Genomic DNA, 26,884 nt, shown 5'->3' with positions numbered 1-26,884 from the left:
TAATCGCCACTTGCACTCTATTGTTCCAATATGACTGTCCCAATAGGAGTCAACAAGGATGAGCCTGCCTTAGCCACGCTTGGGTTTGGGCTTGCGCATCGCCTGCACCGGGCGGCGCTTGTGCTTGTCGCGGCTCCAGCGGTTTTTCTCGTCCGGGGTGAGCTCGGGCACCTTGCGCGCTTCGAGCTGGGCGAGCGTTGCCAAATCGTCGATTTCGTCCTGGTTGAGTTCGATCCACTCGCCGGCCTTGGCGCGCTTGTCCAAAAAGATATTGCCGTAGCGCACGCGCTTCAAACGGCTCACGGTCAGGCTCTGGGACTCCCAAAGACGACGCACCTCGCGGTTGCGGCCTTCCATGATCACCACGTGAAACCAGGTATTGATGCCTTCGCCGCCGAACTCCTGCACGTCGGTAAAGCGCGCCGGGCCGTCTTCAAGCATCACGCCGTCGACCATTGCCTTGATGTTCTCTTGCTTGACCTCGCCCATCACGCGCACCGCGTACTCGCGCTCGACCTGGGTCGAGGGGTGCATCAAGCGGTTGGCAAGCTCGCCGTCGGTGGTGAACAGCAAAAGTCCGCTGGTGTTGATATCCAGTCGGCCAATCGCGATCCAGCGCTCGCCCTTGAGCCGCGGCAGGCGCTCGAAGACCGTACGCCGGCCTTCCGGGTCCTTACGCGTGCAAAGCTCGCCTTCGGGCTTGTTGTACATCAAAACGCGCCGGGGCACTTCGGCTTCGGGGCGCAGCGAGACCGGGCGGTCGTCGAGGCTGACCTTATCGCGCTCTTCGACCCGGTCGCCAAGTTTGGCAACGTGGCCGTTGACCTTGACGCGGCCGTCACTGATGACGTTTTCCATTTCCCGGCGCGAGCCAAAGCCTGCGCGGGCCAGCACTTTTTGCAGCTTTTCGCTGCCGGGGGGTGGGGTTTGGTTATTCTGGCTCATGGTCGTCGGACCTCTTCTTCTCTGTCGTCGTGGGCTCGTCACGCTTTTTGGCCGCACGCGCCGCTAGCCGTGCCTCTAAATCGGCGAAGCTAAGCGGCGGGGTTAACGCCGTCTCGGCGTGGTGTGGGGTGAGAGCGCTCGTATCCTGAGCGCTCTCACCCGTACTGGGTGGCGCATCCTGCACGGTTTCCGGCGCCTCGTCCAGAGACTCGGACGTTTTTTCTGGCGCGGGCTTTTCGCTCCCCGGTGCGCTCGAATCCAGCGGTGCGTTTTCCTGCTCGGCCGGGGCGCTGGCGTCATCGCCGATGGCAAGCTCTTCCTGCTGGGCCTCCTCCTGCCGGGCTTCTTCCTGATGGACCAGGGCGTGCATCGGCGGCAGCGCGTCCAGGGTCTTCAGACCGAAGTCGTCGAGAAAGCTGCGGGTGGTGGCGTAGACCGCCGGGCGGCCCGGCACGTCGCGGTGGCCGACCACGCGAATCCAGCCGCGCTCCATCAGCGTGCGCATGATCGAGCTCGACACGCTCACCCCGCGCACCTCTTCGATATCGCCGCGGGTGACCGGCTGGCGGTAGGCGATCAGCGCCAGCGTCTCTAAAAGCGCTCGGGAGTAACGCTGGGGGCGTTCATCCCAAAGCCTGGACACCCACCGGGAAAGCCGCGGGCGAATGCGCAGCTGAAAGCCCGAGGCGGTTTCGACCAGCTCCAGGGCGCCTGCTTCGTGGCGCTCACCCAGGCGGCCGAGCGCCTCGCGTAGCGCCCGGGGGCCGGGGCTTTCACCTTCCATAAAGAGCGTTTCGAGGCGCTCGACGGACAGCGGCTCGCCGGCCGCCAAAAGCCCCGCTTCGATGATTTCGTCGAGGGTGGTGGTGGTCACGATGGATCCTCTTCAAAAGCGTCCTGGGCGTCATCGCCTGGCTCGAAGGCGGTATTTTCCTGCGCGTCGGTCAGCGCCGCCTGGCGGGCGCGAACGTGAATGGGCGAAAGTGGCGCGTTCTGCACGATATCGATCATGGCCTCCTTGGCAAGCTCCAGAATCGCCATGAAGGTGACCACCACGCCGCCGCGCCCCTCCTCCAGAGTGAACAACGCCTCGAAAGGCGTATAGCGCCCTTGAGCGGCGTCCTCTCCCAGAATTTCCATGATCTTCAGCATGCGCTCGCGGGTGGAGAGCACCTCGCGGCCGATCTGGTGACTCTGGGTCAGCTCCGCGCGTTTCAGAATATGAGTGAGCGCGCCCAACAGCTCGTCGAGCTCGACGTCCGGGTGGATGACCCGGGTTTCGATCGGCGGCAGCCCCGCCTGCACGCTGAACCAGTCGCGGCCCACCCGGGGCAGGGTATCGAGGGTTTCGGCGGCCTCCTTGAGCCGCTCGTACTCCTGCAGGCGGCGGATCAGCTCGGCACGCGGGTCCTCTTCTTCCTCGCCCTCCTCCTTGGGCGGGCGCGGCAGCAGCGTACGCGATTTGATCTCGGCAAGCATCGCGGCCATCAACAGATACTCTCCGGCAAGCTCGATCTGCATCGCCTTCATCAGCTCCACGTACTCGATGTACTGGTGGGTAATGGTCGCCACGTTGACGGTCAGAATATCCAGATTCTGGCGGCGGATAAGATAGAGCAGCAGATCAAGCGGCCCCTCGAAGGCCTCGAGAAACACCTTGAGCGCCTCGGGGGGAATATAGAGATCCTCGGGCATCTGGGTAATCGGCTCGTCGAAGAGCCGACCAAGCGCCTCGACCAAGGGCTCGTCGACACTCGACTGCTCGGCGTAATGCTCGTCGCTGGGCTCTTGCGTTTCGCTCACGCGGGGGGACCTGCCAGGTTAATGAACGGTTGGCTGGGCGGTCTTATCAACCGCTTTCTAAACGCCTGCACGGATAGTCGTATGGACGGTTGCATGGAGAGATTCATGGACATGCGCACAGTGTAACAGCGCGTGGGCTAAGGGGCATCGCCACCGGCGTCGGCGGCCTTACGAAAGCGCCCCTGGTAGTCGAACAGCTTTTCACGAATCTGCCAGTGGCGGCCCACCTTGCGCCCCACCACGAAATCCGGGCGACGCAGCCGGTGGGCATCAACCGCGACCTCCTCGGCGGTGGCAGGCTTCCACTCGATGCCCGGCGCGCGCAAATGCTCGCGCAGAAAGCGCTGGTAAAAAGCGTGGCGCTGACCGGCGGTTTCGAGTGCGAACCACTCGCTCAGACTCAAACCGTCCTCATCAAAGTAGGTGACCTTCAAACGCGGCAGGCCCCGCCCGTTGGTGGTCGCCTCGACCTGCATGCCGCTCACTCTTAACACCTTGGCATCCTTGAGCTTCAGCGCATCCTTGAGCTTGTCGTCGGCGTCGACCAGCAGCGTCTGGCAGCCATTGCAGCGCCTGGCGGCAATGTCGTTCTCAGCGCCGCACTGCTCACACACCTTGAAGCGAAAGCGAAAATCGCACTGTTGGCGTCGGCCCTGGTCGTCCTCGATTAGCCCCTGGCAGCGTCGCCCGAAGTGCTCGATGACCAGCTCGCCGTCGCGCTTGCCCCAAAAGAGATTGGCGTGCTCGCAGGCCGGGCAAATCACCTGCACCGGCTCGCTGTCGCTATCGGGTCTGGGCTCGCCGACCTCCGGGGCGTACAGGTTCCAGGGGTTGCCGGCGTAGTCGAGCACCAGACAATCCTCCTTACCTGGCGATAACCTGAGCCCGCGCCCGACGATCTGCTGATAAAGACTCACCGACTCGGTAGGCCGCAAAATCGCGATCACATCGACGTGCGGCGCGTCGAAACCGGTAGTCAGCACCGAGACATTGACCAGGTACTTGAGCGCGCGCGCCTTGAACGCCGCGATCAGCCGCTCCCGCTCCTGGGCCGGGGTATCGCCGGTGATCAGCGCGGCTTGTCCTTCGGGCAGATACCCCGTTACCTCCTCGGCGTGGGCGACGGTAGCGGCGAAGATCATCACGCCCTGGCGCGTCTCGGCGCGCTCGACGATCTGCTCGACGATGCCCGGCGTGGCGCGGCTCGCCGCCACCACTTCGTTGAGTGCGCGCTCGGGGAACTGGCCGCCCTGGGCTGGCACCAAACGCGAGAAGTCGTAGCCCTGAACAGCCATGTCGAGGCGTTCGGGCGGAGTCAGGTAACCCTTTTTGACCATTAGGCGAAGCGGCTGCTCGAACACGCAGTCGGTGAAAAAGCACGCCTCACTGCCGCGCACCATGCCATGGTAGTGGCGATGGTAGATAAACCCCTGACCCAGCCGATAGGGCGTGGCGGTCAAGCCTAAAATCTTGAGCTGGGGGTTCTGGCGCTGAAGATGGTCGATCACCTTGCGGTAGCTTGAATCCTTCTCGAGCGAGACCCGATGGCACTCATCGATCACCAGCAGCGTGAAGTTTTCATCAACGAAGGATTCGAGGTTGCGCACCACCGACTGCACCGAGCCAAACACCACCTGGCGGCTCGCCTCCTTGCGCGAAAGCCCCGCGCTGAAGATATCCGCCTCGAGCCCGTAGGCCTGGTACTTGGCGTAATTTTGTTCGACCAGCTCGCGCACGTGGGCCAGCACCAGCACCCGCCCCCGGGCAAGCCTTGCAAGCTCGGCAATCACCAGGGACTTACCACTGCCGGTGGGCAGCACCACCACGCCTGGAGCGCTTGTCGCGCGAAAATGTTCGATGACCCGCTCTACCGCCTGGCGCTGATAACCACGCAGTGTAGGAAGGGTCGATGCCGGGTTTTCAACCAATTAGTTAGCCTGCTATTGAACTTTTTGCCAGGATGTGAATCACACCATCAGGGAGACAGGGATAACATTTTTTAATTTCTTGCGGATGTAAGACGTCATGAAGGAGTATGCCATGTCTACCAACCACTTTAGCGCCGATTGTCCCTCCTGCGGTAGCCGGCTAAAGCGTTTACCCGCCACCCGCCGCAACACGGTCCACGTTTACTGTATGGACTGTGGTCACGACTTTGGTCGCTACGAAGCGATGGTCGAGCGCTATCAAAAGAGCTTGAGCCATCTCGAAGACGAGCTAGACATTGCAGGGGTTACCTGGCGCCAACACGCCCCACCCCAGCCCCTTGAATAGATGAGAGCAACAGGTTGACCGCTATTATGAACCGTCACGCCAAAGCGGTGACAGGAACGCATCCTGTCACCGCTTTTTTTACGCCTGAAACACCTTAACGCTCATTGATCAACGAGGGGCTAGCCAAGCCAGGTGCGCGCGTTGCGAAACAGGCGTAGCCAGGCGCCGTCCTCGGTCCACTCGCTGGGCCGCCAGGAGTTGGTGACCGCGCGGGTCACTCGTTCCGGGTGCGGCATCATGATCGTTACCCGGCCATCCGGCGTGGTGAGGCCGGTAATACCCGACGGCGAGCCGTTGGGGTTGGCCGGATAGCGCGTGGTGACCTGGCCGTAGTGGTCGATATAGCGCAGCGCGATCTGGCTCGACGACTGCATCTGGCGCAGGTGGGCGCTATCACGAAATTCCGCGCGGCCTTCACCGTGGGCCACGGCGATGGGCAGCGTCGAGCCTTCCATGCCTTTGAGTAGAATCGAGGGGCTTTTCTCGACCCGCACCATGGAGACCCGCGCCTCGAACTGCTCGGATTCGTTGCGCGCGAAGGACGGCCAGCTCTCGGCCCCCGGAATCAGCGGTTTGAGCTGCGAAAGCATCTGACAGCCGTTGCACACGCCAAGGGTAAAGGTGTCGTCGCGACCAAAGAAACCGGCGAACTGCTCCCGGGCGCGTTCGTTGAAGAGGATCGACTTCGCCCAGCCGCCGCCGGCACCGAGCACGTCACCAAACGAGAAGCCACCGCAGGCGACCAGACCCTTGAACTCGTCCAACGACACGCGGCCTTCGAGGATATCGCTCATGTGGACGTCGACGGCCTCAAACTTCGCCTTGTCGAACGCCCAGGCCATCTCGACCTGGCCGTTGACGCCCTGCTCGCGCAGCACCGCGATCGCGGGCCTAGCGGTGTTGACGAAAGGGGCACTGATGTCTTCGTTCACATCGAAGCTGGGCGCGGCGCTGAGACCAGGATCGCGCACGTCCATCAGGCTGTCGAACTCGTTCTTGGCGCACTCAGGGTTATCGCGCAGCGCCTGCATGCGGTAGCTGGTTTCCGACCAGGTGCGCTGGGTCAATTGCCGCGTGGTTTCCAGAAGCGGCTCTTCGAACAGCGTGACCCGCACCTGGTCGTCGTAGCGCGGCCTTGCGATCACACCGCAGGTTTCGATACCCGCTACGGCGAACTGGGTGAGCACTTCTTCGGTGTGCTGGCGGTTGACCTGAATCACCGCGCCCAGCTCCTCGGAAAACAGCGCGTTGAGCGCCTCTACCGGCTCGTCGACCATCCAATCGAGCTTGATCTCGAGCCCCGCGTGGGCGGCAAACGCCATCTCGAGCAGCGTGACGAGCAAACCACCGTCGCTTCTGTCGTGGTAGGCCAGCAGCTTGCCATCGCGATTGAGCCCCTGGATCACTTCAAAGAAGGCCTTGATGTCTTCCGGGTCGTCGACATCCGGGCAAGTGTCGCCCAGTTGGCCATACACCTGGGCCAGCGCCGAGCCGCCCAGGCGGTTCTGGCCGCCGCCCAGGTCAATCAGGATCAGATCCGACTCGTCCTGCTCCATGTTGATCTGCGGGGTCAGGGTTGCCAGCGCGTCGGTGACCGGCGCAAAGCCCGTGACGACCAGCGAAAGCGGCGAGGTAATGCTCTTCTCCTCCGCTTCACCGCGGGCGTTCTCGCCCTGCCAGGCGGTGTGCATGGACATCGAGTCCTTACCCACCGGCACGGCGATACCCAGCGCTGGGCAAAGCTCCATGCCGACCGCGTATACGGCATCGAACAGCGCCTGGTTTTCGCCGGGACGGTCCGCCGCGCTCATCCAGTTGGCGGAGAGCTTGATGTCCGAGAGTTTGCCGATGGGGGCAGCGGCCAGATTGGTGATCGACTCCGCCACCGCCAAACGGGCGCTGGCCGCCGCGTCGATCAGCGCCACCGGCGGGCGCTCGCCCATCGCCATGGCCTCACCGGCGTGGGTGTCAAAGCTTGCGGTGGTCACGGCGACATCCGCCACCGGCACCTGCCAGGGGCCGACCATCTGGTCACGGGCGACCTGGCCTGTGATCGAGCGATCGCCAATGGTGATCAGAAAGCTTTTCGAAGCCACCGCTGGCAGGCGCAGCACCCGGTCCAGCGCTTCGCGCAGGTCCAGGTTGTCGAGCATCACCCCGGAGAGCTCCGGGGTCTGCCGGGTGAATTCGCGCTGCATTTTCGGCGCCTTGCCGAACAGCACGCTCATGGGCAGATCGACGGGCTTGCTCTCGAAGTGGCCGTCGCGCACTTCCAGGTGGTGCTCTTCCAGCGCCTCGCCGACCACCGCATAAGGGCAGCGCTCGCGCTTACAGAACGCCTCGAAGGTATCGAGGTCTTCCGGCGCCACGGCCAGCACGTAGCGCTCTTGGGCTTCGTTGCACCAGATTTCCAGCGGGCTCATGCCCGGCTCCGCGTTGGGTACGGCGCGCAGGTCGAAAAGCCCGCCGCGGTTACCATCCTTGACCAGTTCCGGCAGGGCGTTGGAGAGCCCGCCGGCGCCGACATCGTGAATGAAGCGGATCGGGTTTTTATCCCCCATCGCCCAGCAGCGGTCGATCACTTCCTGAACGCGGCGCTCCATTTCCGGGTTTTCGCGCTGTACCGAGGCGAAATCAAGATCCGCGCTCGAGGTACCGGAGGTCACGCTCGACGCCGCCCCGCCGCCCAAACCGATCAACATGGAGGGCCCGCCCATGACGATCAGCTTGCCCCCGATGGGAATATCGCCTTTTTGAACGTGCTGAGCGCGAATGTTGCCGAAACCACCGGCGATCATGATCGGCTTGTGGAAACCGCGGCGCTTGATGGTGTCACCGCTGAGCGTGTCCTGCTCGTAGGTGCGAAAGTAGCCGGTCAAATTCGGACGGCCAAACTCGTTGTTGAACGCCGCCCCGCCGATCGGCCCGTCGAGCATGATCGAAAGCGCCGACTGCATGCGCTCGGGCTTGCCGTAATCGAAGGCCTCCCAGGGCTGGACGAATTCGGGAATACGCAGGTTGGACACGGTAAAACCGGCAAGCCCCGCCTTGGGTTTACCGCCGATGCCGGTGGCGCCCTCGTCGCGAATCTCGCCGCCGGAGCCGGTGGCCGCCCCTGGAAACGGCGCGATGGCCGTCGGGTGGTTATGGGTCTCCACCTTCATCAGAATGTGGATCGGCTCCTGATGGGCACCGTATTGAGCGCGCTCGCCCGCCGCCCCGGTCAAGGGCGTGGGGAAAAAGCGCCCGGCCTGGCTACCCTTGATCACCGCGGCGTTGTCGCTGTAAGCCGAGAGCACGTTGTCCGGCGAAGTAGCGAAGGTGTTCTTGATCATCTTGAAAAGCGACTGAGGCTGCTCTTCGCCGTCGATCAGCCAGTCGGCGTTGAAGATCTTGTGGCGGCAGTGCTCGGAGTTCGCCTGGGCGAACATCATCAGCTCGACGTCGCTTGGGTTGCGGTTGAGCTCACCGAAGGCATCGACCAGGTAGTCGATCTCGTCGTCGGTCAGCGCCAGGCCAAGTTCCTGATTGGCCACCGCCAGTGCCTCGCGCCCGCCGCCGAGGATGTCCACTGCGCCGAGCGGAGCCGGGTCCAGCCGCGTGAAGAGCTTTTGGGCCTCACTGGCCTCCCACAGCACGGTTTCGGTCATCCGGTCGTGAAGCGCCTCGGCGATCAACGCTTTGCTCTGCTCGTCGAGTCCCTCGCCCCCCACGTGATACTCGATACCCCGCTCGATACGACGCACGCTGGATAGCCCGCAGCTATGCGCGATATCCGTTGCCTTGGTGGACCAGGGAGACTGGGTACCCAGCCGCGGGACGACCCATAGTCGAAGCGCGTTTTGGACCTCCTCGCCGGCGCTGAAGCTTCCGTAGTCCAGAAGACTGGCCAGACGCGTTTGTGCAAAATCCGTCAACGGCTCGGCGCAATCGGCAAAGTGGACGTAGTGGGCGGCCAGGGCCGTTACCTCGGGAACGCGTTCACGCAGCGCTTTTAAAAGCCGGTCATGACGGAAGGCAGAAAGGGCGGACGCGCCTCGCAGTTCGAGCATATCTGGGGGCCTCTAAAGCTAAGAGAGTTCGAGCGGGAAATCACCAAGCCGCAGTGCGACAATCCCGCCATGATACTGGAAAGCGGCTTTGATACGAAATCGACAAGGTGACAGTGACTACCAGGCTGGGTATGGTGACTGCCTGTTTTACATCGACCACGCCCCATGCCGACACTCTATTGCCGACACTTTCTCACCTACTATCGCCTCTACTGGGCACTGCTCAGTATTGTATGGCTGGTAATGGTGCCCGTGACCGCCGGCAAAACGCCCCAGGAACACCTAAACCGCGTGCTGGAAAAGGATTTCATCACCGCGCATACCCGCACCACGCCGACCACCTACTACGAGGGCCGCCAGGGGCCCACCGGCTTCGAGTACGAGCTGGTGCACGCCTTTGCCGAGCACCTGGGCGTAAGCCTCAACCTTGACGCCCGCCACGCACCGGAAGAGGTGCTCGACGCCGTACGCGAGCGTGGCGACATCGGCACCTCGGCGCTGCCGCTCTCGCCATCGACCCCCGGCGTTCACTACACCCGGGCGATCATCGACATGCAGCCGCTGGTGGTCTACCGCCGCGGGCTGTACGCGATCAACACGCCCCAAGACCTGGTCGGGCTCGAAGTGGGTACGCTCAGAGCCACCGGCACCGAACGGACCCTGCAGGTGCTCGAAGACTCGGTGCCAGGCCTTGAATGGCAGGTGATGGACGAGAGCGAAATTGCCGAGCTGCTGGCAAGCGTCGAGTCCGGGAAACTCGACGCCGCGGTGATTTTCGACCATCAGTTTCGCGTCAACCGGCTGTTCTTTCCCAACGTCGAGCGCGGTTTCGCCATTGGCGAGCCGCTGTCCCTCGCCTGGGCGCTGCCCGCGGGCCAAGGGCTTGGCCTGCTCGACGCCGCCAACCGCTTTTTGGACGAGCAGCGCGAAAACGGCGTGCTGGATCGCTTGATCGATCGTTACTTCGGCCACGACGACTACCTCGAGTACGTCGGCACGCGCACGTTTCTGGGCCACCTGGACGAGCGTTTGCCCGAGTTCGCGCCGCTGTTCAAGCAAGCCGCCGAAACCACCGGTTTCGACTGGAAACTGCTGGCCGCAGTGGGCTACCAGGAGTCTCACTGGGACGCGGAGGCGGTCTCGCCCACCGGCGTGCGGGGCGTGATGATGCTGACCCACCCGACCGCCAGCGACATGGGCGTGCAAAACCGCCGCGATCCGGCGCAGAGTATCGACGGCGGGGCACGCTATTTGAGAAGCCTGGAAGAGCGCCTGCCCGACGACATCACCGGCGAAGACCGCCTTTACATGGCAATGGCCGCCTACAACGTGGGGCTTGGCCACTTGTACGACGCCCGCGACATTACCCGCCGACGCGGCGACGACCCGGACCTTTGGGCAGACGTGCGCAAGTCACTGCCGCTTTTGCAGCAGCGCCGATGGCACAGCCAGACCCGCTACGGGTACGCTCGGGGCGGCGAGCCGGTGATCTACGTGCGCAACATCCGGCGTTACTACGAAATGCTGAGCTACGTCGAGCGCAGCCGTCAGCAATTTTTCCGGCTGGACCAGACAGGCCTTGCCAGCACCGGCGCGCTGCCTTGACCATACCCCCCTCCCCGTCATCAGCCCGGAGAAGAGCATGATGCGACCCTTTTTGAATGTCACCGCCGGCCGCTGGGCCTTTGCCGCCGCGCTATGGATAGGCAGCACCCTGGCGCCCGCCGCCGCGTTTGAACAGGGCGAACCGGTCACCCCAGTACGCGTGGCGGACCGCGGCGAGCTGGTATTGTCAGATGGCGCCCTCAGGTACCAGGCCTGGGACAGCGCCGAGCTTTCCGGCCACGTGGGCGTGGTGCTTCACGTCGCGGGGCGGCTCTCGGCCAAGGATCTGAACACGCCGATCATCGAGGCGATCGAAGCCGCCGATTTTCCCAATGAGCGCTTTCAGACCACCACGATCATCAACACCGACGACGCGGTATTCGGCAGCGCCATGTTCGTACGCCGTAGCGTCGAAAGCAGCAAACGCGATGTCCCCACCGTTCAGTTCGTGGTGGACGAGTCGAGCGCGGTACAAAACGCCTGGAACCTGGAGCGCGGCGGCTCGGCAGTCGTGGTACACGACGATGCCGGGCGCGTACGCTTTGCCAAGGACGGCCCGCTGACGCTTTACGAAGTCAACCACGTCATGGAGCTTCTCCACGCCATGCTCGAGTAAAGCGGCATTGACTTTCCCGCCTCGCCCCTTGATGTTAAAACTCTTTTTACAATCGCAGTGGCGCTGGAAAGCCCCTTTGACCGGCGAACAGCGCGGGCTTCGCCTTTCACGCCCGCCACTGCCATGAACAATGAAATACCAGGGACCGCTTCCATGAACGCCGACGCCGACCAACTGTTACGCCATGAAGACGAGATCCAGGCGCTGCGCGAGTCGCTGGAGAAGCGCCTGGATCACTGGCTGCCCGAAGGCCCCGGCCAAGACCTGGTCGCCAACGCCATGCGCGAGGCCACGCTTACGCCGGGCAAACGGGTGCGTCCGCTGCTGTTACTTCTGACCGCGAAGGATCTGGGGGTGCAGACCGAGCTCGACGGCCTGCTGGATCTCGCCTGCGCGGTGGAGATGGTTCACGCCGCCTCACTGATTCTCGATGACATTCCCTGTATGGACAACGCCAACCTGCGCCGCGGAAGGCCCACCATTCACCGCCAGTTCGGTGAGAGCGTGGCCATTTTGGCCGCCGTGGCGCTTTTGAGCCGCGCCTACGCCATGGTGGCCGAAGCCCCGGGCCTTGGCGGCGAGCGCCGCGCCGCCGCGGTGGCGGCCCTGGCCCGCGCCGTGGGTCTGCAAGGCCTGGTGCAGGGTCAGTTTCTCGATTTGAGCGAAGGGGACAAGGCGCGGGATGTCGATTCGATCCTGACCGCCAACGAGCTCAAAACCGGCATGTTGTTCAACGCGACGCTGTCGCTTGCCACGCTAGCCGCGGATGCCGACGAAAGCGCCACCCACACCCTCGAGCTTTTCGCTCAGGAGCTCGGCCAGGCCTTTCAACTGATCGACGACCTGGCCGATGGGCTGAGCGGCACCGGCAAGGACGCCCACCAGGACGCCGGTAAATCGACACTGGTGGCAACGCTTGGCGAACGCGCGGTACGCGAGCGCCTGGACGACCACCTGACCCGCGCCGATACACATCTTCGCAGAGCCTGCCCAGCGGGCAGTCGCACCCGGCAGTTCGTCCACGCCTGGTTCACCCAGCAGCTCGCCGTACTCGGCTAGCGCGAGAGGGGGCACGCACCCATGAGCCATTATGCGGTCGTGGCACCACCGCTTTACAGCCACGTCAAAGCCCTCGAGGCGCTCAGCGTCCGGCTGATAGAGCGCGGCCACCAGATCACCTTCGTTCATCAAGCGGACGCCCGGCCGCTGATTGGCGACGAACGCATCGGCTTCGCCGTGGTGGGCCGTGAAAGCCACCCGGAAGGGCGTATGGCGCAAACGCTCTCGCGGCTCGCCAACCCCGGAGGTGTTGGCCTTTTTGCCATGATCCGTGACCTGGCCGCTACCACGGACATGCTTTGCCGCGAGCTTCCCGCCGCGCTCGAACGCCTTGGCGTGGACGGCGTGATGGCCGATCAGATGGAGCCGGCAGGCGCCATCGTGGCCGAAGGGCTCGGGCTGCCCTTCGTCTCGATCGCCTGCGCGCTGCCGGTCAACCGCGAGGCGCACCTGCCGCTTCCCGTCATGCCCTTTCGTTTTGCCGAGACCGATCAGGCCCGCGGCATGTACGCCACAAGCGAACGTATCTACGACCGGCTGATGGGCCGCCACGCAAGGGTAGTGGCGCGCCACGCCCAGGCGTTTGGCTTGACGCCGCGCCACGCGCTCCACGAGTGTTTGTCGCCGCTTGCCCAAATCAGCCAAACGCCGCTGGCTTTCGACTTCCCGCGTCATCGACTGCCCCAGACCTTTCACGCCGTCGGGCCGCTGCGCCTGCCCTTTGGGCCTTCGACGAACCGGCGGCTGGAGACGCTGGATTTACCCGAGCGCTTCGTGTTTGCCTCGCTGGGCACGCTGCAGGGCCACCGCATCCAGCTTTTTAAAAAAATCGCCCGGGCCTGTAAGATGCAAAAGGCCCCGCTTTTGATCGCCCACTGCGGCAAGCTAAGCGCCGCGCAAGAAACCGCGCTTAGCGCGGCGGGCGCCACGGCGGTGGTCGATTTCGTCGACCAGGGCGCCGCCCTTGCGCGCGCTGAGGCGGTGATCACCCACGGCGGGCTCAATACCGTGGTGGATGCCATCGAGCACGCCACCCCGATCCTTGCGGTGCCGCTGGCGTTCGACCAGCCGGGCGTGGCGGCGCGGGTGCTCTACCACGGCCTGGGCGAGCGCGCGTTCAGCGTCTCGCGCCCGGCCACCTTTGCCCAAAAGCTCGCGGCGCTGAAGACGGACCCGGCGTACAAGACGCACCTTGGCCGACTCCAGGCGCCGCTACGCGCCGCGGGCGGGGCCGAACGCGCCGCCGCCATCACCGAGCAGGCGCTGTCCACCGGGCAGCCGGTTTTCGCGGAGACGCCCCATGCAGCAGTATGACCTCATTCTCGTCGGCGCGGGCCTGGCCAACGCCCTGATCGCCTGGCGCCTGACCCAGCGCCAGCCAGGCATTAAGCTGCTGGTCATCGAAGCGGGGGATACCCCCGGGGGCAACCATACCTGGTCGTTTCACGCGGGGGATCTCTCGAGTGAGCAGCACGCCTGGCTTGCACCCTTGGTGACGTACCGCTGGCCGGATTACGAAGTGCGCTTTCCCGCCTTCGAGCGCACCCTCGAAAGCGGCTACCTGAGCATTACCTCCGAGCACTTTGCCCAGGTAGTGACCGAAGCCCTGGGCGAAAGGCTCTTAACCAACACCAACGTCGCAAGCCTGACCCCGCAAAGCGTAACGCTGGAAGACGCCACCGTGCTCGAGGCCCTAGCGGTGATCGATGGCCGCGGCCAGGCCAAAAGTGCGCACCTGAGCGTCGGCTTTCAGTCCTTCGTGGGCCAGCAGTGGCGCCTTTCAAAGCCCCACGGCCTGGCGCGCCCGCGCATGATGGATGCCGCGGTGGATCAGGGCAGCGGCTACCGCTTCGTGTACAGCCTGCCGCTTTCCGACGACACGCTTTTGATCGAAGACACCCACTACGTGGATGATAAAGGCCTCGACGCCCCCCGCGCCCGGGAGAACATCGCCCGCTACGCCAAGGCCCAGGGCTGGGCGCTCGAGACGCTGGAGCGCGAAGAGCTCGGTCATTTACCGATTACGCTCGACGGCGATATCGACGCGTTCTGGAAAGCGCTCGACGGCCAGCCCGTCAGCGGTTTGCGGGCCGGGCTTTTTCACGCCACCACCGGCTATTCGCTGCCCCACGCGGTGGCACTTGCCGACCTGATCGCCGCGCAGAAAGACCTGAGCGCCGAGGCACTTTCAGGGCTAATCGAGCGCTACGCCAGAAGGCGCTGGCGCGAGCAGCGGTTTTTCCGCATGCTCAACCGTATGCTGTTTCTGGCCGGCCGGCCGGAGCGGCGCTGGCAGGTCATGCAGCGTTTTTACGGGCTCAATGGCGCCCTGATCGACCGGTTTTACGCGGGCACGACCACCCTTTTCGACAAGGCGCGCATCGTCTCCGGAAAGCCGCCGGTGCCCATTCGAGAGGCCATCCCGGCCGTGCTTAAACAAACTCCTCGGCTGCGAGCCTTCAAAGATGACTAAAACGATCGTAATTGGCGCGGGCTTTGGTGGCCTGGCGCTGGCCATCCGGCTGCAGGCGGCGGGCATTCCGACGCTGTTGCTCGAGCAACGTGACAAGCCCGGCGGGCGGGCCTACGTCTACGAGGACGAAGGGTTCGTGTTCGACGCCGGCCCCACGGTGATCACCGACCCCAGCGCCATCGAGGAGCTTTTTAAGCTTGCGGGGAAATCCATCGGTGAGTACGTCGAGCTTTTGCCGGTCACGCCCTTCTACCGGCTCTGCTGGGAGTCCGGCGAGGTCTTCAACTACGACAACGACCAGCAAAGCCTCGAGACCCAGATCGAACACTTCAACCCCAGGGACGTCGAGGGTTACCGGCGCTTTCTGACTTACTCCCAAGCGGTGTTCGACGAAGGCTACGTCAAACTCGGCACAGTGCCGTTTCTCCACTTTCGCGACATGCTGCGCGCCGCCCCTCAACTGGCAAAGCTCGAGGCCTGGAAGAGCGTCTACGCCAAGGTGTCGACCTTCATCGAGGACGAACATCTGCGCCAAGCGTTTTCGTTTCACTCGCTGCTGGTCGGCGGCAACCCGTTTGCTACCTCGTCGATCTACACACTGATCCACGCGCTGGAGCGCAAGTGGGGCGTGTGGTTTCCCCGCGGGGGCACCGGCGCCTTGGTGCAGGGCATGGCCAAACTCTTCGAGGACCTGGGCGGTGAAATCGCGCTCAACGCGAAGGTCGAGCGCATCGAGGCGGACGGTAATCACATCAACGCCGTCAAACTTTCTGATGGCCGCGAGATACCCGCCCGCGCCGTGGCTTCCAACGCCGACGTAGTGCACACCTACGAAAAGCTATTGGGCCACCACCCGGTCGGCGCCTCCCGCGCTAAAAAACTCAAGCGCAAGCGCATGAGCAACTCGCTGTTCGTGCTCTATTTCGGTCTGAATCACAACCACACTCAGTTGGCCCACCATACGGTCTGCTTCGGGCCGCGCTACCGGGAGTTGATCGACGAAATATTCTCAAGCGACGGTCTGGCCGAGGACTTCTCGCTCTACCTGCACGCGCCGTGCGTGACCGACCCCTCGCTTGCCCCCCAGGGCTCGGGTAGCTACTACGTGCTGGCCCCGGTACCGCACCTGGGCACCGCAGATCTCGACTGGGACGTGGAAGGCCCAAAGCTTCGCGAGCGCATCTTCGATTATCTGGAAAAGCACTACATGCCGGGGCTCAAAAGCCAGCTGGTGACCCATCGCATGTTCACGCCGTTTGATTTTCGCGACACGCTCAGCGCCCATCAGGGCTCGGCGTTCTCGATCGAGCCGATTCTCACCCAAAGCGCCTGGTTTCGCCCCCACAACCTGGACAGCAAGATCGACAACCTGTACCTGGTCGGCGCGGGCACCCACCCGGGGGCGGGCATTCCCGGCGTGATCGGCTCGGCCAAGGCGACGGCAGGCTTGATGGTGGAGAGGCTATCAATAGAGAAACCAGGCAATGAGTGAAGCACTTCTGGATCACGCCACCGTCACCATGGCGGCAGGCTCGAAAAGCTTTGCCAGCGCATCCCGGCTGTTCGATCCGCAAACGCGCCGCAGTGCGCTGATGCTCTACGCCTGGTGTCGCCACTGTGATGACGTGATCGACGACCAGACCCTGGGATTCAACAACCCGGCAAACCGAGCCCAGGATAGCGAAGTCGAAAAGGCCGCAAGTGAAGCGCGCCTGACCGAGCTCAAGGCGCAAACCGAGCGCGCCTTTGCAGGCGAGCCCATGAGCGAGCCCGCTTTCGCTGCCTTTCAGGAGGTGGCGCTGGCCCACGAGATGCCTCCATCTCAGGCTTTCGATCACCTGGAAGGCTACGCCATGGACGTGCGCGACGAGCGCTACGAGACCCTAAACGACACCCTGCGCTACTGCTACCACGTGGCCGGGGTGGTGGGCCTGATGATGGCGCGGGTGATGGGCGTGCGCGACGACGCCGTGCTCGATCGCGCCTGCGATTTGGGTCTGGCGTTTCAGTTGACCAACATCGCTCGGGATATCGTCGAGGACGCCGAGGCCGGGCGCTGCTACGTGCCCGCCCAGTGGTTGCGCGATGAGGGCATGACCCAAGCGGATATTCTCGACCCGGCTTACCGGGAGGCGCTTGCCCGCGTGGCGACGCGACTGATTCAGGCCGCTGAGCCCTACTACGCTTCGGCGCGCATAGGCATCCAAGCGCTGCCACTGCGCTCGGCCTGGGCGATCGCCACCGCGCTCGGGGTGTATCGTAAAATCGGCGTGAAGGTGACCAGCGCCGGGGCGGGCGCCTGGGACCGGCGCATGAGCACCGGCCGAGGCGAGAAAGCGTCGCTTTTGCTATGGGGCGGGACTAGCGCGCTTGGTTCTCGCGCTCGGAAGGCGTCGCCTGAGCGCCCTTTGAAGCTTTGGCAGCGCCCGCGCTAGCTTTTTGGCCGTGGCGGCGTTTCAGCGTTCGTTCGAGCTTGTCGACCGGCGGGGCATAAATGAAGCCGAAGGAGACGCAGTCGTGGCGCCCTTTCACCGCGTGGTGCAGCCGGTGCGCCTTGTAAAGGCGCTTTAGATAGCCGCGCCGCGGGATGAGACTAAACGGCCAGCGCTTGTGTACCAATCCATCGTGAAGCACGAAGTAAATCATGCCGTAGGCGGTCATGCCCGCGCCAATCCACTGTAGCGGCCAGGCCCCGGCGGTGCCGAAGGCGATGAGCGCGATGGCCAACGCCGCCGCGACCACCGCGTACAGGTCGTTGAGCTCGAACCAGCCCGTGCGCGGTTCGTGGTGAGAGCGGTGCCACCCCCACCCCCAGCCGTGCATGATGTACTTGTGCGAAAGCGTGGCCACCACTTCCATGGCGGCGATGGTCGCGAGCACGATCAAAACGTTGAGTAGCACGTACATCTTGTCTCCCGGGAGAATCGCCTTTTACGCCTGGCGGCGGCGGGCGAAAAACGCTTTCAACAGCTTTTTGGAGGCGCCGGCCAATACACCGGCATCAACATCGACCTGATGGTTGAACCAGGGCTGGGCGAGCAGGTTCGCCTTCGATTCCACCATGCCGGTGCGCGGCTCGGCGGCGGCGTAAACCAGCCGCGTGATGCGCGCGTGGACCATGGCACCAGCACACATCATACAAGGCTCTAATGTGACATACAGGGTACAGCCGTCAAGGCGATAATTTTCCAAAGTGCGGCCTGCCTCGCGCAGCGCGCGAATTTCGGCGTGCCCGCTGGGGTCATGGCTTGCCACCGGGTAATTGTGCGCCGCGCCGATGATGTCACCGTTTGGGCCGACCACCACCGCGCCGACGGGCACCTCCCCCGCCGCCGCCGCCCGATGCGCCTGGTCCAACGCCCGGTGCATGTAAAATTCGTCGCTGCGCATGAAGGCGAACTCCGTTAAGGTAACCCGCAAATTGTTTAAGCGGCTAAATGTCACAGGATACCGAGAATGAACGATGCGCTGAAGACGCTGATCAACTTGCTGGAGCTCGAAACTCTGGAGGAGACGCTGTTTCGCGGCCAGAGCCAGGATCTGGGCTTTCCCCAGCTTTACGGCGGGCAGGTACTCGGCCAGGCGCTGGCCGCCGCGTCCCGTACCGTCGACGAAGGCCGTTTACCCCACTCCCAACACGGCTATTTTCTACGCCCCGGCGACCCACACCGCCCAGTGGTCTACCAAGTGGACAACGTGCGTGACGGTGGCAGTTTCACCACTCGCCGCGTCACTGCCATTCAAAAGGGGCGGCCGATCTTTTTCTGCAGCGCCTCGTTTCAAGCCCCGGAGCCGGGCTTTAGCCACCAGATCAGCATGCCCGAGGTACCCGGCCCCGAGGCGCTGATCGAAGAGGGCAACGTCAAGCACGAGCGCTTTCCCGGCCACCCGATCGAGTTCGTCCACCTGGACCATAACCCTACCCCCGCCACCCCGGCCGGGCGCGGCATGTGGTTTCGCATCAACGGCGAGCTACCCGATGACCCGGCGCTCCACCGCCATCTTCTCTCCTACTCATCGGACTTCAACCTGTTGAGCACCGGATTGATTCCCCACGGTGTCGAATTCGGTGACCCGAAGCTGCGTATCGCAAGCCTGGATCACGCGCTCTGGCTGCACCAGGATACCCGTCTCAACGAGTGGCTTTTCTACTCGATCGACGCGCCCTGGTCCGGCGGCGCCCGCGGTCTGGCCCGCGGACATATTTTCAACCAGCGCGGCCAGCTGGTCGCCTCCACCGCCCAGGAAGGGCTGACGCGCTATCCGCAGGAGTAGGCTACTAACCGGCTAACATCGGTAGGCTCACAAGCAATCCTACGCGGGGGCGCTGTGAATACCTCCCTGTACGCTACTTTCGCCACCTGACCGCCAAGGATGGCGGGAATGCCGGAAACGCAGGAGCTGGTTTTCGGCCCTGGCGAAAGACCCCCGCTACGGATTACTTCTGAGCGCGATCAATGTGGCCTGGTAACCACGAGGCTCTGACAAAAATGCCCGCTTTTTAGCGGGCATTTTTGCGATAACGCGTTTAAGGCAACTCAATCAGCCGCCGTAAACGTTGTTGATCGTTTTAAGCGGGTAGTGCGCCGGGTAGGGCTTGCGGGCCACCCCCGAGTCCACGGCGGCCTGGGCCACCGCGGAAGAGACACGCTCCAAAAGGCGCACATCGACCGGGGTGGGAATGATGTAGTCGCGGCCAAAGCTCATTTCGGTGAGCTCGTAAGCGTTCAACACCTCCTCCGGCACCGGCTCCCGGGCCAGATCTTTCAGCGCGTGCACCGCGGCAAGTTTCATCGCCTCGTTGATGCGCGTGGCGCGCACATCCAGAGCCCCGCGGAAGATGAACGGAAAACCCAGTACGTTATTGACCTGGTTGGGGAAGTCCGAGCGGCCTGTGGCCATGATCACGTCCGGGCGCGCCTCGCGAGCCACGTCCGGATGAATCTCCGGGTCCGGGTTGGTGCAGGCGAAAATGATCGGGTCCGCGGCCATCTTCTTCACGTGGTCGGCGCTCAAAAGCCCCGGACCAGACAGGCCGATGAACACGTCAGCGCCGTCGATAGCGTCATCGAGGGTGCGCATATCGGTGTCGCGGGCGAACTCCGCCTTGTACTCGTTGATGCCGTCGCGCTCGGTGTGAATGACCCCGCGCCGGTCGAGCATCACCAGGTTCTCCGCTTTGGCACCGCAGGAGATCAACAGACGCATGCAAGCAATCGCCGCCGCCCCCGCGCCCATGCACACGATCTTGACGTCTTCGATACGCTTTTCGGCGATATCCAGGGCGTTGAGCATGCCCGCCGCGGTCACGATCGCCGTGCCGTGCTGGTCATCGTGGAACACCGGAATCGAGCAGCGCTCGATCAGCGCTTTTTCGATCTCGAAACACTCCGGCGCCTTGATATCCTCGAGGTTAATGCCGCCCCAGGTATTGGCGATGCGCGCGACGGTATCGATGAACGCTTGCGGGCTTTCGGCCTCGACCTCGATATCCACCGAGTTGATACCGGCAAAGCACTTGAACAGCACGCCCTTGCCTTCCATGACCGGCTTGCTGGCAAGCGGCCCCAGGTTGCCAAGGCCTAAAATGGCGCTGCCATCGGAGATCACCGCAACCAGATTGCCTTTACCGGTGTAACGGTAAGCGTTTTCGGCGTCGCGAGCGATCTCGCGCACCGGCTCCGCCACCCCCGGGCTATAGGCCAGCGACAGATCGCGGGCAGTCGCAGTGGACTTGGTTAACTCGACCGAAAGCTTTCCAGGAATGGGTTTGGCATGATAATCAAGCGCTGCCTGCCGATTAGCGTCTGTCATGATGGGATTCCGTCATTCTAAAGTAGATATGTGACTTTAGAGTATAGAAAAACCCCTGGCGCCTCAAGGCGCGGTCAACTTTAAAAACGAAACAGCTTTTTAGCCCCACATTGGCTCATGATCGGGCTTTTTTACAGCCATTTGCTGCAACTTATACTCAACCCTTTTAACCATAACGCTTTACTTATAGATGCAGCGCAGCAATTCTGGAAATTAATTTCATTTTATCGCGCCCATAAAAAAACCCACGCGTGAGCGTGGGTTTTTAGCGCCCGGCACATATGTGCCGGTAAACGGGCATTTAGCCGCGTTTGACGGCAGCGCCGAAACGCTTGTTGAAGCGCTCTACGCGGCCACCGGTGGTCGCTTGCTTCTGCTTGCCCGTATAGAACGGGTGGCAGTTGGAGCACACATCCAAAGAGAAGTCCTGACCAGAGGTAGAACCCACCTGGAAGGCGTTGCCACAAGAACACGTCGCGGTGACCGTGTTGTAATTCGGGTGAATACCTTGTTTCATCGTGAACCTCGCACGCTTATGCCGCCACCTGATCCGTTGCCAGGCACCGCATATGGGGTTGAAATAACTGCTAACCGGATCGCCGCTTCACGCGTAAACCGAGTTGGTAAAACGTGTAGCGGGCACATATTCTAGCAACTTTTTAAGCCGGAGGCCAATTGCCCGAACCCTTTTCTTCTGCCCCCACTTCCCAGGCGCCCAAGGCCCCCGGCGCGCTTGCCGTGGCGCTGCCCTCCCCGCTCAGGCAGCTTTTCGATTACTTGCCAGCGCGCCAAACGCCGGCCGGCGGCTGGGTGCCCGGTCTTCGCGTGCGCGTGCCCTTTGGCCGACGCGACGTGGTGGGCGTGGTCATTCAGGCGATAGAGCAAAGCGCGTACCCAAGAGAGAAGCTAAAGCCGATTTCCGAGGTACTCGACGATGCGCCGCTACCCGCGGACTGGCTGTGGCTTTGCCACTTTACCGCGCGCTACTACCAGCACGGCCTTGGCGACACCATGCAACTGGCCATGCCGGCCAGGCTCCGTCAGGGCTACCCAATGGCCGGGCGCACCTACACCCAGTGGCAGGCAGCGGGCGAGTCAGATCCCCCAACGCTTAAAAACGCCCCTAAACAGGCCGCGCTCTACGCGCTTTTGCGCCAGCACGCCCAAGGCCTGCCCACCCAGGCGATCAGCGCCCACGGCTACGCCAAAGAGCAGCTAAACGCGCTGGAGCGCAAAGGGCTGGTAAGCTCCCGGGAAATCGCCCGCCAGGCCGGGGCCGGCGCCCCCCAGGGGCTTCTGGCAAGCCCGGCACTACCGCTCAACCGCGAGCAGGCCGTGGCCCTTTCCGCGCTGCACGAAAACCTGGCAGGCTATCACCCCTGCCTGCTCGAAGGCGTGACCGGCAGTGGCAAGACCGAGATCTACCTTCAACTGATCGAGGCGATAGCGGCGAAGGGCAAGCAGTCGCTGGTGCTGGTACCGGAGATCGGCCTGACGCCGCAGACGCTTGCGCGCTTTAAAAGCCGTTTCAAGGTGGCGGTGGTGGCGCTTCACTCCGGGCTCAACGACGCCGAGCGTATGGATGCCTGGGAGGCCGCCGCCGATGGCCGGGCGCTGATCGTGATCGGCACCCGCTCGGCGATTTTCACGCCGCTTGCCAAACCCGGCGCGATCATCGTCGACGAAGAGCACGACGGCTCCTACAAGCAGCACGACGGGCTTCGCTACCACGCCCGGGACCTGGCCGTGGCCCGCGCCCACCACCACCAGATACCGCTTTTGCTGGGCAGCGCCACGCCGTCGCTCGAGAGCCTTCAACAGGCACTCACCGGACACTACCGCCACCTGCGTCTGACCAAGCGACCCAGCCGCCACCCACCGGCCAAGCTCGAGCTTTGTGATCTGCGCCACCAGCGCCGCCAGGGCGGGCTCCTGCCCGGTGCGATCAAGTCGATCAAATCGACCCTCGAGGCGGGCAAGCAGGTGCTGATTTTCATCAACCGGCGCGGCTTCGCGCCCCGGCTTGCCTGCCACGCCTGCGGCTGGATGGCGGATTGCCAGCAGTGCGATGCGCGCATGACGCTACACCGCCAGCCGCCGCTTCTGGCCTGCCACCACTGCGACAGCCGCCGGGCACTGCCGGATGCCTGCCCGGATTGCGGCAGCGGCGACCTGCGCGCGCTAGGCGCCGGCACCGAACGCACCGAAGAGACCCTGCAGGGGCTTTTCCCGGACACCACGGTGTACCGGATCGATCGTGACAGCACCCGGCGCAAGGACAGCTTCGACCAGGTCCTCAAAGAGGTTCATCGCGGCGAGCCGTGTATTCTGGTCGGCACCCAGATGCTCGCCAAGGGGCACCACCTGCCCCACGTCACCCTGGTGGTAGTGATCAACGCCGATGGCGGGCTCTACAGCGCCGACTTCCGGGCGCTCGAGCATAGCGCCCAGCTTCTCGAGCAAGTCGCGGGCCGGGCCGGGCGCGCCGCACACCCAGGCCGGGTGCTGGTGCAAACCCTGCACCCGGACGACCCGCACCTGGGCCAACTGGCCGAACACGGCTACGGGGCGTTGGCGCGCAATTTGCTCGAGGAGCGAAGGCTTGCCAAACTGCCGCCCTTTGGTTTCATGGCGCTCTTGCGCCTGGAGAGCCCCAAAGAGCAGGCCGCTCTGGCGCTGGCCCAGCAAGCGGCCCAGGCGCTGCGCCAGTGGCTGAAGGAATCCGGCGTGCAGGCGAACTGCCTGGGCCCGGTGCCCGCGCCCATGGAGCGCCGCCAAAATCGCTACCACATTCACGTGCTGCTGGCCGCGGACAAGCGCAGCCAGCGCCACGCGGCGGCCAACTACCTGGTACAGTGGCTGGACGCCCATCGCGAGGCTCGCGGCGTACGCTGGTCGATCGATATCGACCCGCAAACGCTTTCGTAAGCGCCCACTTTTCAAGCATGGCGCCCCTCAAACGCAATACGGCTTTGAAACTGGGCGCCAATTGCCGATAATGGTCGCTTTTACTTTTTTGCCTGTTCACGTTTTAACGTCAAGCAACCGTTTCACGACGCACACGCCGCCACCAAAATCCCGGATATTCAAATGAAAGAGACGATCACTTCTTTGCTCCAGGGCGCGATCGACGCGCTTAAGCACCAAGGCGTGCTGCCCGAGGATCTTGCCCCGACCATCAAGATCGACCCGACGAAAGACAAGGCCCACGGCGACTACGCCACCAACCTGGCGCTGATGCTGGCCAAGCCCGCGGGCATGAAGCCGCGCGATCTAGCCGAGAAGCTGGTCGAGGCGCTGCCCGAAAGCGAGGCCATTGCCAAAACCGAGATCGCCGGCCCCGGCTTCATCAACTTCTTTGCCGCCGCCGATGCCGCCGCGCAAATCATCGCCCAGGTGCTGGACGCAGGCGACGCCTTTGGCCGCAGCCTTTTGGGCAAGGGCGAAAAGGTCCAGGTCGAGTTCGTCTCGGCCAACCCGACCGGCCCTTTACACGTAGGCCACGGCCGGGGTGCTGCGATCGGCGACTGCCTGTGCCGGCTTTTAGAAGCCACCGGGTATGACGTGACCCGCGAGTTCTACTACAACGACGCCGGCGCTCAGATCCAGAACCTGGCGCTTTCCGTGCAGGCGCGCGCCAAGGGGCTGGGGCCGGACGAGGAAAGCTGGCCCGCCGACGGCTATCGCGGCGACTACATTTTTGATGTCGCCAAGGATTATCTGGCGGGCAAGACCGTCAGCGCCGACGACCGCGAAGTCACCGGCCAGGCCGACCCGGAGGATCTCGCCGCCATTCAGGCATTTGCCGTGGCCTGGCTTCGCCGGGAGCAGGATCTCGATCTCAAGGCGTACGGCGTCGAGTTCGACATCTACTTTTTGGAGTCGTCGCTCTACGAAAAGGGCAACGTCGAGGCCACCGTCGAGCGACTGATCGCCAACGGCCACACCTATGAAGACGACGGCGCGATGTGGCTGCGCACCACCGACTTCGGTGACGACAAGGACCGCGTCATGCGTAAGACGGACGGCGGCTACACCTACTTCTTGCCGGACGTAGCGTATCACTACAACAAGTGGCAGCGCGGCTTCAAAACCGTGATCAACGAGCAAGGCGCAGACCACCACTCCACCGTGACCCGAGTGCGCGCAGGCCTACAGGCGCTGGAGCTGGGTATTCCCAAGGGCTACCCGGATTACGTGCTGCACCAGATGGTGTTGGTGACTCGAAGCGGTGTGGAGGTAAAACTCTCCAAGCGGGCGGGCAGCTACGTGACGCTTCGCGATTTGATCGACGAAGTGGGGCGCGACGCCACGCGCTTTTTCCTCGCCGCGCGTCGCGCGGACTCCCAGCTCACCTTCGATATCGACCTGGCCCGCTCCCAGTCCAACGATAACCCGGTCTACTACATTCAGTACGCCCACGCCCGGGTATGCAGCATGCTGCGCAAGGCACAAAACGAAGACAAGGCGTTCGACTACGACCAGGCGCTTACGCACCTGGCGAAGCTCGATAGCGACCAGGAAAAAGCCGTACTGAACCGGTTGGCGCGCTACCCGGAAGTCGTCGAACAGGCGGCGCGGGCACGCGAGCCCCAGCAGGTTTCTCAGTACCTTTTGGACCTGGCCGGCGATTTCCACACCTGCTACAACGCGGTCAAAGTCATGGTCGACGACGACGCGCTTAGAAACGCCCGGTTGGCCCTTGGCCTTGCCACCCGCCAGGTGCTGCGTAACGGACTCGATCTAATGGGGGTTAGCGCCCCAGAGGAGATGTAAATGGCAAGACCGCGCAAACGGCCTACCCGCCGCGGAGCGACCAGCCAGCGTAAGGCGTCCAAAACCGAAGGCTCGGGGTTTAGGCTACCGGGCTGGCTTTGGGCGCTTCTAGGTATCGTGGCGGGCTTCTTTCTGGCCCAGCACCAGCAAGGCACCGCGCCCTGGCAGGCTCAGGAGGACACCCCCCAGGCCACGGTACTGCCCAAGCCCTCGGGAAGCGAGGAGCGAAGCGCGGCGCGCCAAACCGAGGGCGAGGCCGAGCCTTCCATGCCGACCTTCGAGTTCTACACCCTGTTGCCGGAAACCGAGGTGATCGCGCCGGGCGTGACGCTGCCCTCGACGGTCAATCGCCCGGAGGCGCCGGACCCCGCCGAGGCAAGCAGCACGGAAAGCGACCAGGGGGGCGATCAGATCGCCCAGATCATCGCCGCCAACACCCGCCCCCAGGAACAGGCCAGCGCCGACGCCGCCCCCTCGACGCCGGCAACGAGCGCATCGCCCAACCGCTACATGCTCCAGGCGGCCTCCTTCAAGGAGCTCGGTGACGCCGAGCAGCTGCGCTCAAAGCTTCGCAATCTGAGCCTTCTGGCCCAGATTACCGAGGTCCAGGCAAGCGGCGACGTGTGGCATCGCGTCCAGGTAGGGCCCTACGAGGATACCCGGGAGCTCAGCCGCGCCCAGGACCTGATGGCGACCCAGGGGATCGAGCCACTTTTGATTCAGTTGCAAAACTAGCGCCGCTGCCCAGTACGTGTGAATCGGTACGCGTACACATAATCCCCGGCAGAACCTGACGCGGGCGGTTGATTTTTTATCAGCCGCCCGCATTTTGTTGTGAATCACTCGGGTTCTAACGTGCTTTAGTTGCGGCCGCCACGCGGCCGGTAAGTTATCGGGAGCCTTTGCTCTCTTAAGGAGTCATCTCCATGACCACGATCGTATCCGTACGCCGCGGAAATCATGTCGCCCTGGCGGGCGATGGCCAGGTATCGCTTGGCAACACCGTTATGAAAGGCAATGCCAGCAAGGTGCGCCGCCTCTATCGGGGCAAGGTGCTCGCGGGCTTCGCCGGCGGCACGGCCGACGCATTTACCCTCTTTGAGCGCTTCGAAGCGCAGCTCGAAAAATACCAGGGCCACCTGACCAAGGCCGCCGTCGAGCTTGCCAAGGACTGGCGCACCGACCGGGCGCTGCGCCGGTTAGAGGCGCTTTTGGCCGTGGCCGATCACAGCGCTTCATTGATCATTACCGGTAACGGTGACGTCGTCGAGCCCGAACGCGGCATCATCGCCATCGGCTCCGGCGGCAACTTCGCCCAGGCCAGCGCCCGCGCGCTTTTGGAAAACACCGAGCTCGGCGCCCGGGAGATCACCGAGAAATCGCTGCAAATCGCCGGTGACATCTGCGTGTTTACCAACCATCACATCACGCTCGAAGAGCTTGATTCCAACGAACGCTGAGGCACCC

22 protein-coding genes are annotated in these 26,884 nt (G+C 63.4%); 13 read left to right on the top strand and 9 right to left on the bottom strand.

The features are described 5' to 3' along the window. Window positions 1–69 precede the first annotated feature (69 nt). The 4 genes from rluB to ACWFVE_RS02925 all read right to left on the bottom strand — a co-directional run bounded on the left by rluB (window position 70) and on the right by ACWFVE_RS02925 (window position 4,676). Window positions 70–945 carry a 23S rRNA pseudouridine(2605) synthase RluB gene (gene rluB / locus ACWFVE_RS02940; protein ID WP_447527801.1) on the bottom strand — a complete coding sequence of 292 codons (876 nt, stop codon included), beginning with the start codon at window positions 943–945 and terminating at the stop codon, window positions 70–72. Continuing rightward, window positions 932–1,819, bottom strand: a complete 888-nt coding sequence (gene scpB / locus ACWFVE_RS02935; protein WP_447527800.1) for an SMC-Scp complex subunit ScpB — start codon at window positions 1,817–1,819, stop codon at window positions 932–934. The genes rluB and scpB overlap by 14 nt, the downstream gene beginning before the upstream one ends. Then, on the bottom strand, window positions 1,816–2,748 hold the full coding sequence (locus tag ACWFVE_RS02930; protein WP_447527799.1) for a segregation and condensation protein A: 933 nt from the start codon (window positions 2,746–2,748) through the stop codon (window positions 1,816–1,818). The genes scpB and ACWFVE_RS02930 overlap by 4 nt, the downstream gene beginning before the upstream one ends. A 137-nt stretch (window positions 2,749–2,885) precedes the next feature. After that, window positions 2,886–4,676 (bottom strand): DEAD/DEAH box helicase, encoded by a 1,791-nt coding sequence (locus tag ACWFVE_RS02925; protein WP_447527798.1) that lies wholly within the window; start codon window positions 4,674–4,676, stop codon window positions 2,886–2,888. Between the two features lie 112 nt (window positions 4,677–4,788). On the opposite strand from ACWFVE_RS02925, the gene ACWFVE_RS02920 reads away from it, so the two are divergent. Continuing rightward, window positions 4,789–5,022, top strand: a complete 234-nt coding sequence (locus ACWFVE_RS02920) for a hypothetical protein (protein WP_447527797.1) — start codon at window positions 4,789–4,791, stop codon at window positions 5,020–5,022. A gap of 119 nt (window positions 5,023–5,141) precedes the next feature. Here the strand turns inward: ACWFVE_RS02920 and purL are convergent, their stop codons facing one another. Further along, window positions 5,142–9,074, bottom strand: a complete 3,933-nt coding sequence (gene purL / locus ACWFVE_RS02915; RefSeq protein ID WP_447527796.1) for a phosphoribosylformylglycinamidine synthase — start codon at window positions 9,072–9,074, stop codon at window positions 5,142–5,144. A gap of 165 nt (window positions 9,075–9,239) precedes the next feature. Between purL and mltF the strand changes: the two genes are divergently transcribed. The 7 genes from mltF to crtB all read left to right on the top strand — a co-directional run bounded on the left by mltF (window position 9,240) and on the right by crtB (window position 17,262). Further along, window positions 9,240–10,679, top strand: coding sequence for a membrane-bound lytic murein transglycosylase MltF (gene mltF / locus ACWFVE_RS02910; RefSeq protein WP_447527795.1), 1,440 nt, complete (start codon window positions 9,240–9,242; stop codon window positions 10,677–10,679). 37 nt (window positions 10,680–10,716) lie between these two features. Then, window positions 10,717–11,295 carry a YtfJ family protein gene (locus ACWFVE_RS02905; protein ID WP_447527794.1) on the top strand — a complete coding sequence of 193 codons (579 nt, stop codon included), beginning with the start codon at window positions 10,717–10,719 and terminating at the stop codon, window positions 11,293–11,295. 153 nt (window positions 11,296–11,448) lie between these two features. Next, the gene (locus tag ACWFVE_RS02900) at window positions 11,449–12,354 is read left to right on the top strand and encodes a polyprenyl synthetase family protein (protein WP_447527793.1); all 906 of its coding nucleotides are present in this window, start codon (window positions 11,449–11,451) and stop codon (window positions 12,352–12,354) included. A 21-nt stretch (window positions 12,355–12,375) separates the two neighbouring features. Then, window positions 12,376–13,668, top strand: coding sequence for a glycosyltransferase (locus tag ACWFVE_RS02895; protein ID WP_447527792.1), 1,293 nt, complete (start codon window positions 12,376–12,378; stop codon window positions 13,666–13,668). Further along, on the top strand, window positions 13,655–14,827 hold the full coding sequence (gene crtY, locus ACWFVE_RS02890; protein WP_447527791.1) for a lycopene beta-cyclase CrtY: 1,173 nt from the start codon (window positions 13,655–13,657) through the stop codon (window positions 14,825–14,827). The genes ACWFVE_RS02895 and crtY overlap by 14 nt, the downstream gene beginning before the upstream one ends. Next, complete coding sequence (locus tag ACWFVE_RS02885; protein ID WP_447527790.1) at window positions 14,820–16,319, top strand: phytoene desaturase; 1,500 nt, start codon at window positions 14,820–14,822, stop codon at window positions 16,317–16,319. The genes crtY and ACWFVE_RS02885 overlap by 8 nt, the downstream gene beginning before the upstream one ends. Further along, window positions 16,312–17,262 carry a 15-cis-phytoene synthase CrtB gene (gene crtB / locus ACWFVE_RS02880; protein ID WP_447527789.1) on the top strand — a complete coding sequence of 317 codons (951 nt, stop codon included), beginning with the start codon at window positions 16,312–16,314 and terminating at the stop codon, window positions 17,260–17,262. The genes ACWFVE_RS02885 and crtB overlap by 8 nt, the downstream gene beginning before the upstream one ends. On the opposite strand, the gene ACWFVE_RS02875 is transcribed toward crtB, so the two are convergent. After that, window positions 17,189–17,734 carry a sterol desaturase family protein gene (locus tag ACWFVE_RS02875; protein WP_447527788.1) on the bottom strand — a complete coding sequence of 182 codons (546 nt, stop codon included), beginning with the start codon at window positions 17,732–17,734 and terminating at the stop codon, window positions 17,189–17,191. The two genes, crtB and ACWFVE_RS02875, sit on opposite strands and share 74 nt — an antisense overlap. Before the next feature lie 24 nt (window positions 17,735–17,758). Beyond that, the gene (tadA, locus tag ACWFVE_RS02870; RefSeq protein ID WP_447527787.1) at window positions 17,759–18,217 is read right to left on the bottom strand and encodes a tRNA adenosine(34) deaminase TadA; all 459 of its coding nucleotides are present in this window, start codon (window positions 18,215–18,217) and stop codon (window positions 17,759–17,761) included. Window positions 18,218–18,283: 66 nt separating this feature from the next. On the opposite strand from tadA, the gene ACWFVE_RS02865 reads away from it, so the two are divergent. Next, the gene (locus tag ACWFVE_RS02865) at window positions 18,284–19,102 is read left to right on the top strand and encodes an acyl-CoA thioesterase (RefSeq protein WP_447527786.1); all 819 of its coding nucleotides are present in this window, start codon (window positions 18,284–18,286) and stop codon (window positions 19,100–19,102) included. A gap of 267 nt (window positions 19,103–19,369) precedes the next feature. On the opposite strand, the gene ACWFVE_RS02860 is transcribed toward ACWFVE_RS02865, so the two are convergent. Together ACWFVE_RS02860 and rpmE are read right to left on the bottom strand one after the other, a co-directional pair. Then, the gene (locus tag ACWFVE_RS02860; RefSeq protein ID WP_447527785.1) at window positions 19,370–20,641 is read right to left on the bottom strand and encodes a malic enzyme-like NAD(P)-binding protein; all 1,272 of its coding nucleotides are present in this window, start codon (window positions 20,639–20,641) and stop codon (window positions 19,370–19,372) included. A 301-nt stretch (window positions 20,642–20,942) separates the two neighbouring features. Next, window positions 20,943–21,158, bottom strand: coding sequence for a 50S ribosomal protein L31 (rpmE, locus tag ACWFVE_RS02855; RefSeq protein ID WP_447527784.1), 216 nt, complete (start codon window positions 21,156–21,158; stop codon window positions 20,943–20,945). 158 nt (window positions 21,159–21,316) lie between these two features. Between rpmE and ACWFVE_RS02850 the strand changes: the two genes are divergently transcribed. The 4 genes from ACWFVE_RS02850 to hslV all read left to right on the top strand — a co-directional run bounded on the left by ACWFVE_RS02850 (window position 21,317) and on the right by hslV (window position 26,877). Then, window positions 21,317–23,569 carry a primosomal protein N' gene (locus ACWFVE_RS02850; protein ID WP_447527783.1) on the top strand — a complete coding sequence of 751 codons (2,253 nt, stop codon included), beginning with the start codon at window positions 21,317–21,319 and terminating at the stop codon, window positions 23,567–23,569. Window positions 23,570–23,731: 162 nt separating this feature from the next. Further along, window positions 23,732–25,417: an arginine--tRNA ligase gene (gene argS, locus ACWFVE_RS02845; protein WP_447527782.1), complete on the top strand. Its 1,686-nt coding sequence runs from the start codon at window positions 23,732–23,734 to the stop codon at window positions 25,415–25,417. Continuing rightward, a complete protein-coding gene (locus ACWFVE_RS02840) occupies window positions 25,418–26,152 on the top strand; it encodes an SPOR domain-containing protein (protein WP_447527781.1) in 735 nt (244 codons plus the stop codon). It begins immediately after the preceding gene. 191 nt (window positions 26,153–26,343) lie between these two features. Next, entirely contained in the window at window positions 26,344–26,877 is a 534-nt protein-coding gene (gene hslV, locus ACWFVE_RS02835; protein WP_447527780.1) for an ATP-dependent protease subunit HslV, read from the top strand. The last annotated feature ends 7 nt before the right edge of the window (window positions 26,878–26,884 follow it).

Source organism: Vreelandella mediterranea, from assembly GCF_970647075.1.
Note: the sequence above shows the minus strand (reverse complement) of the source record. Positions and strands in the feature narration are given on the sequence as shown.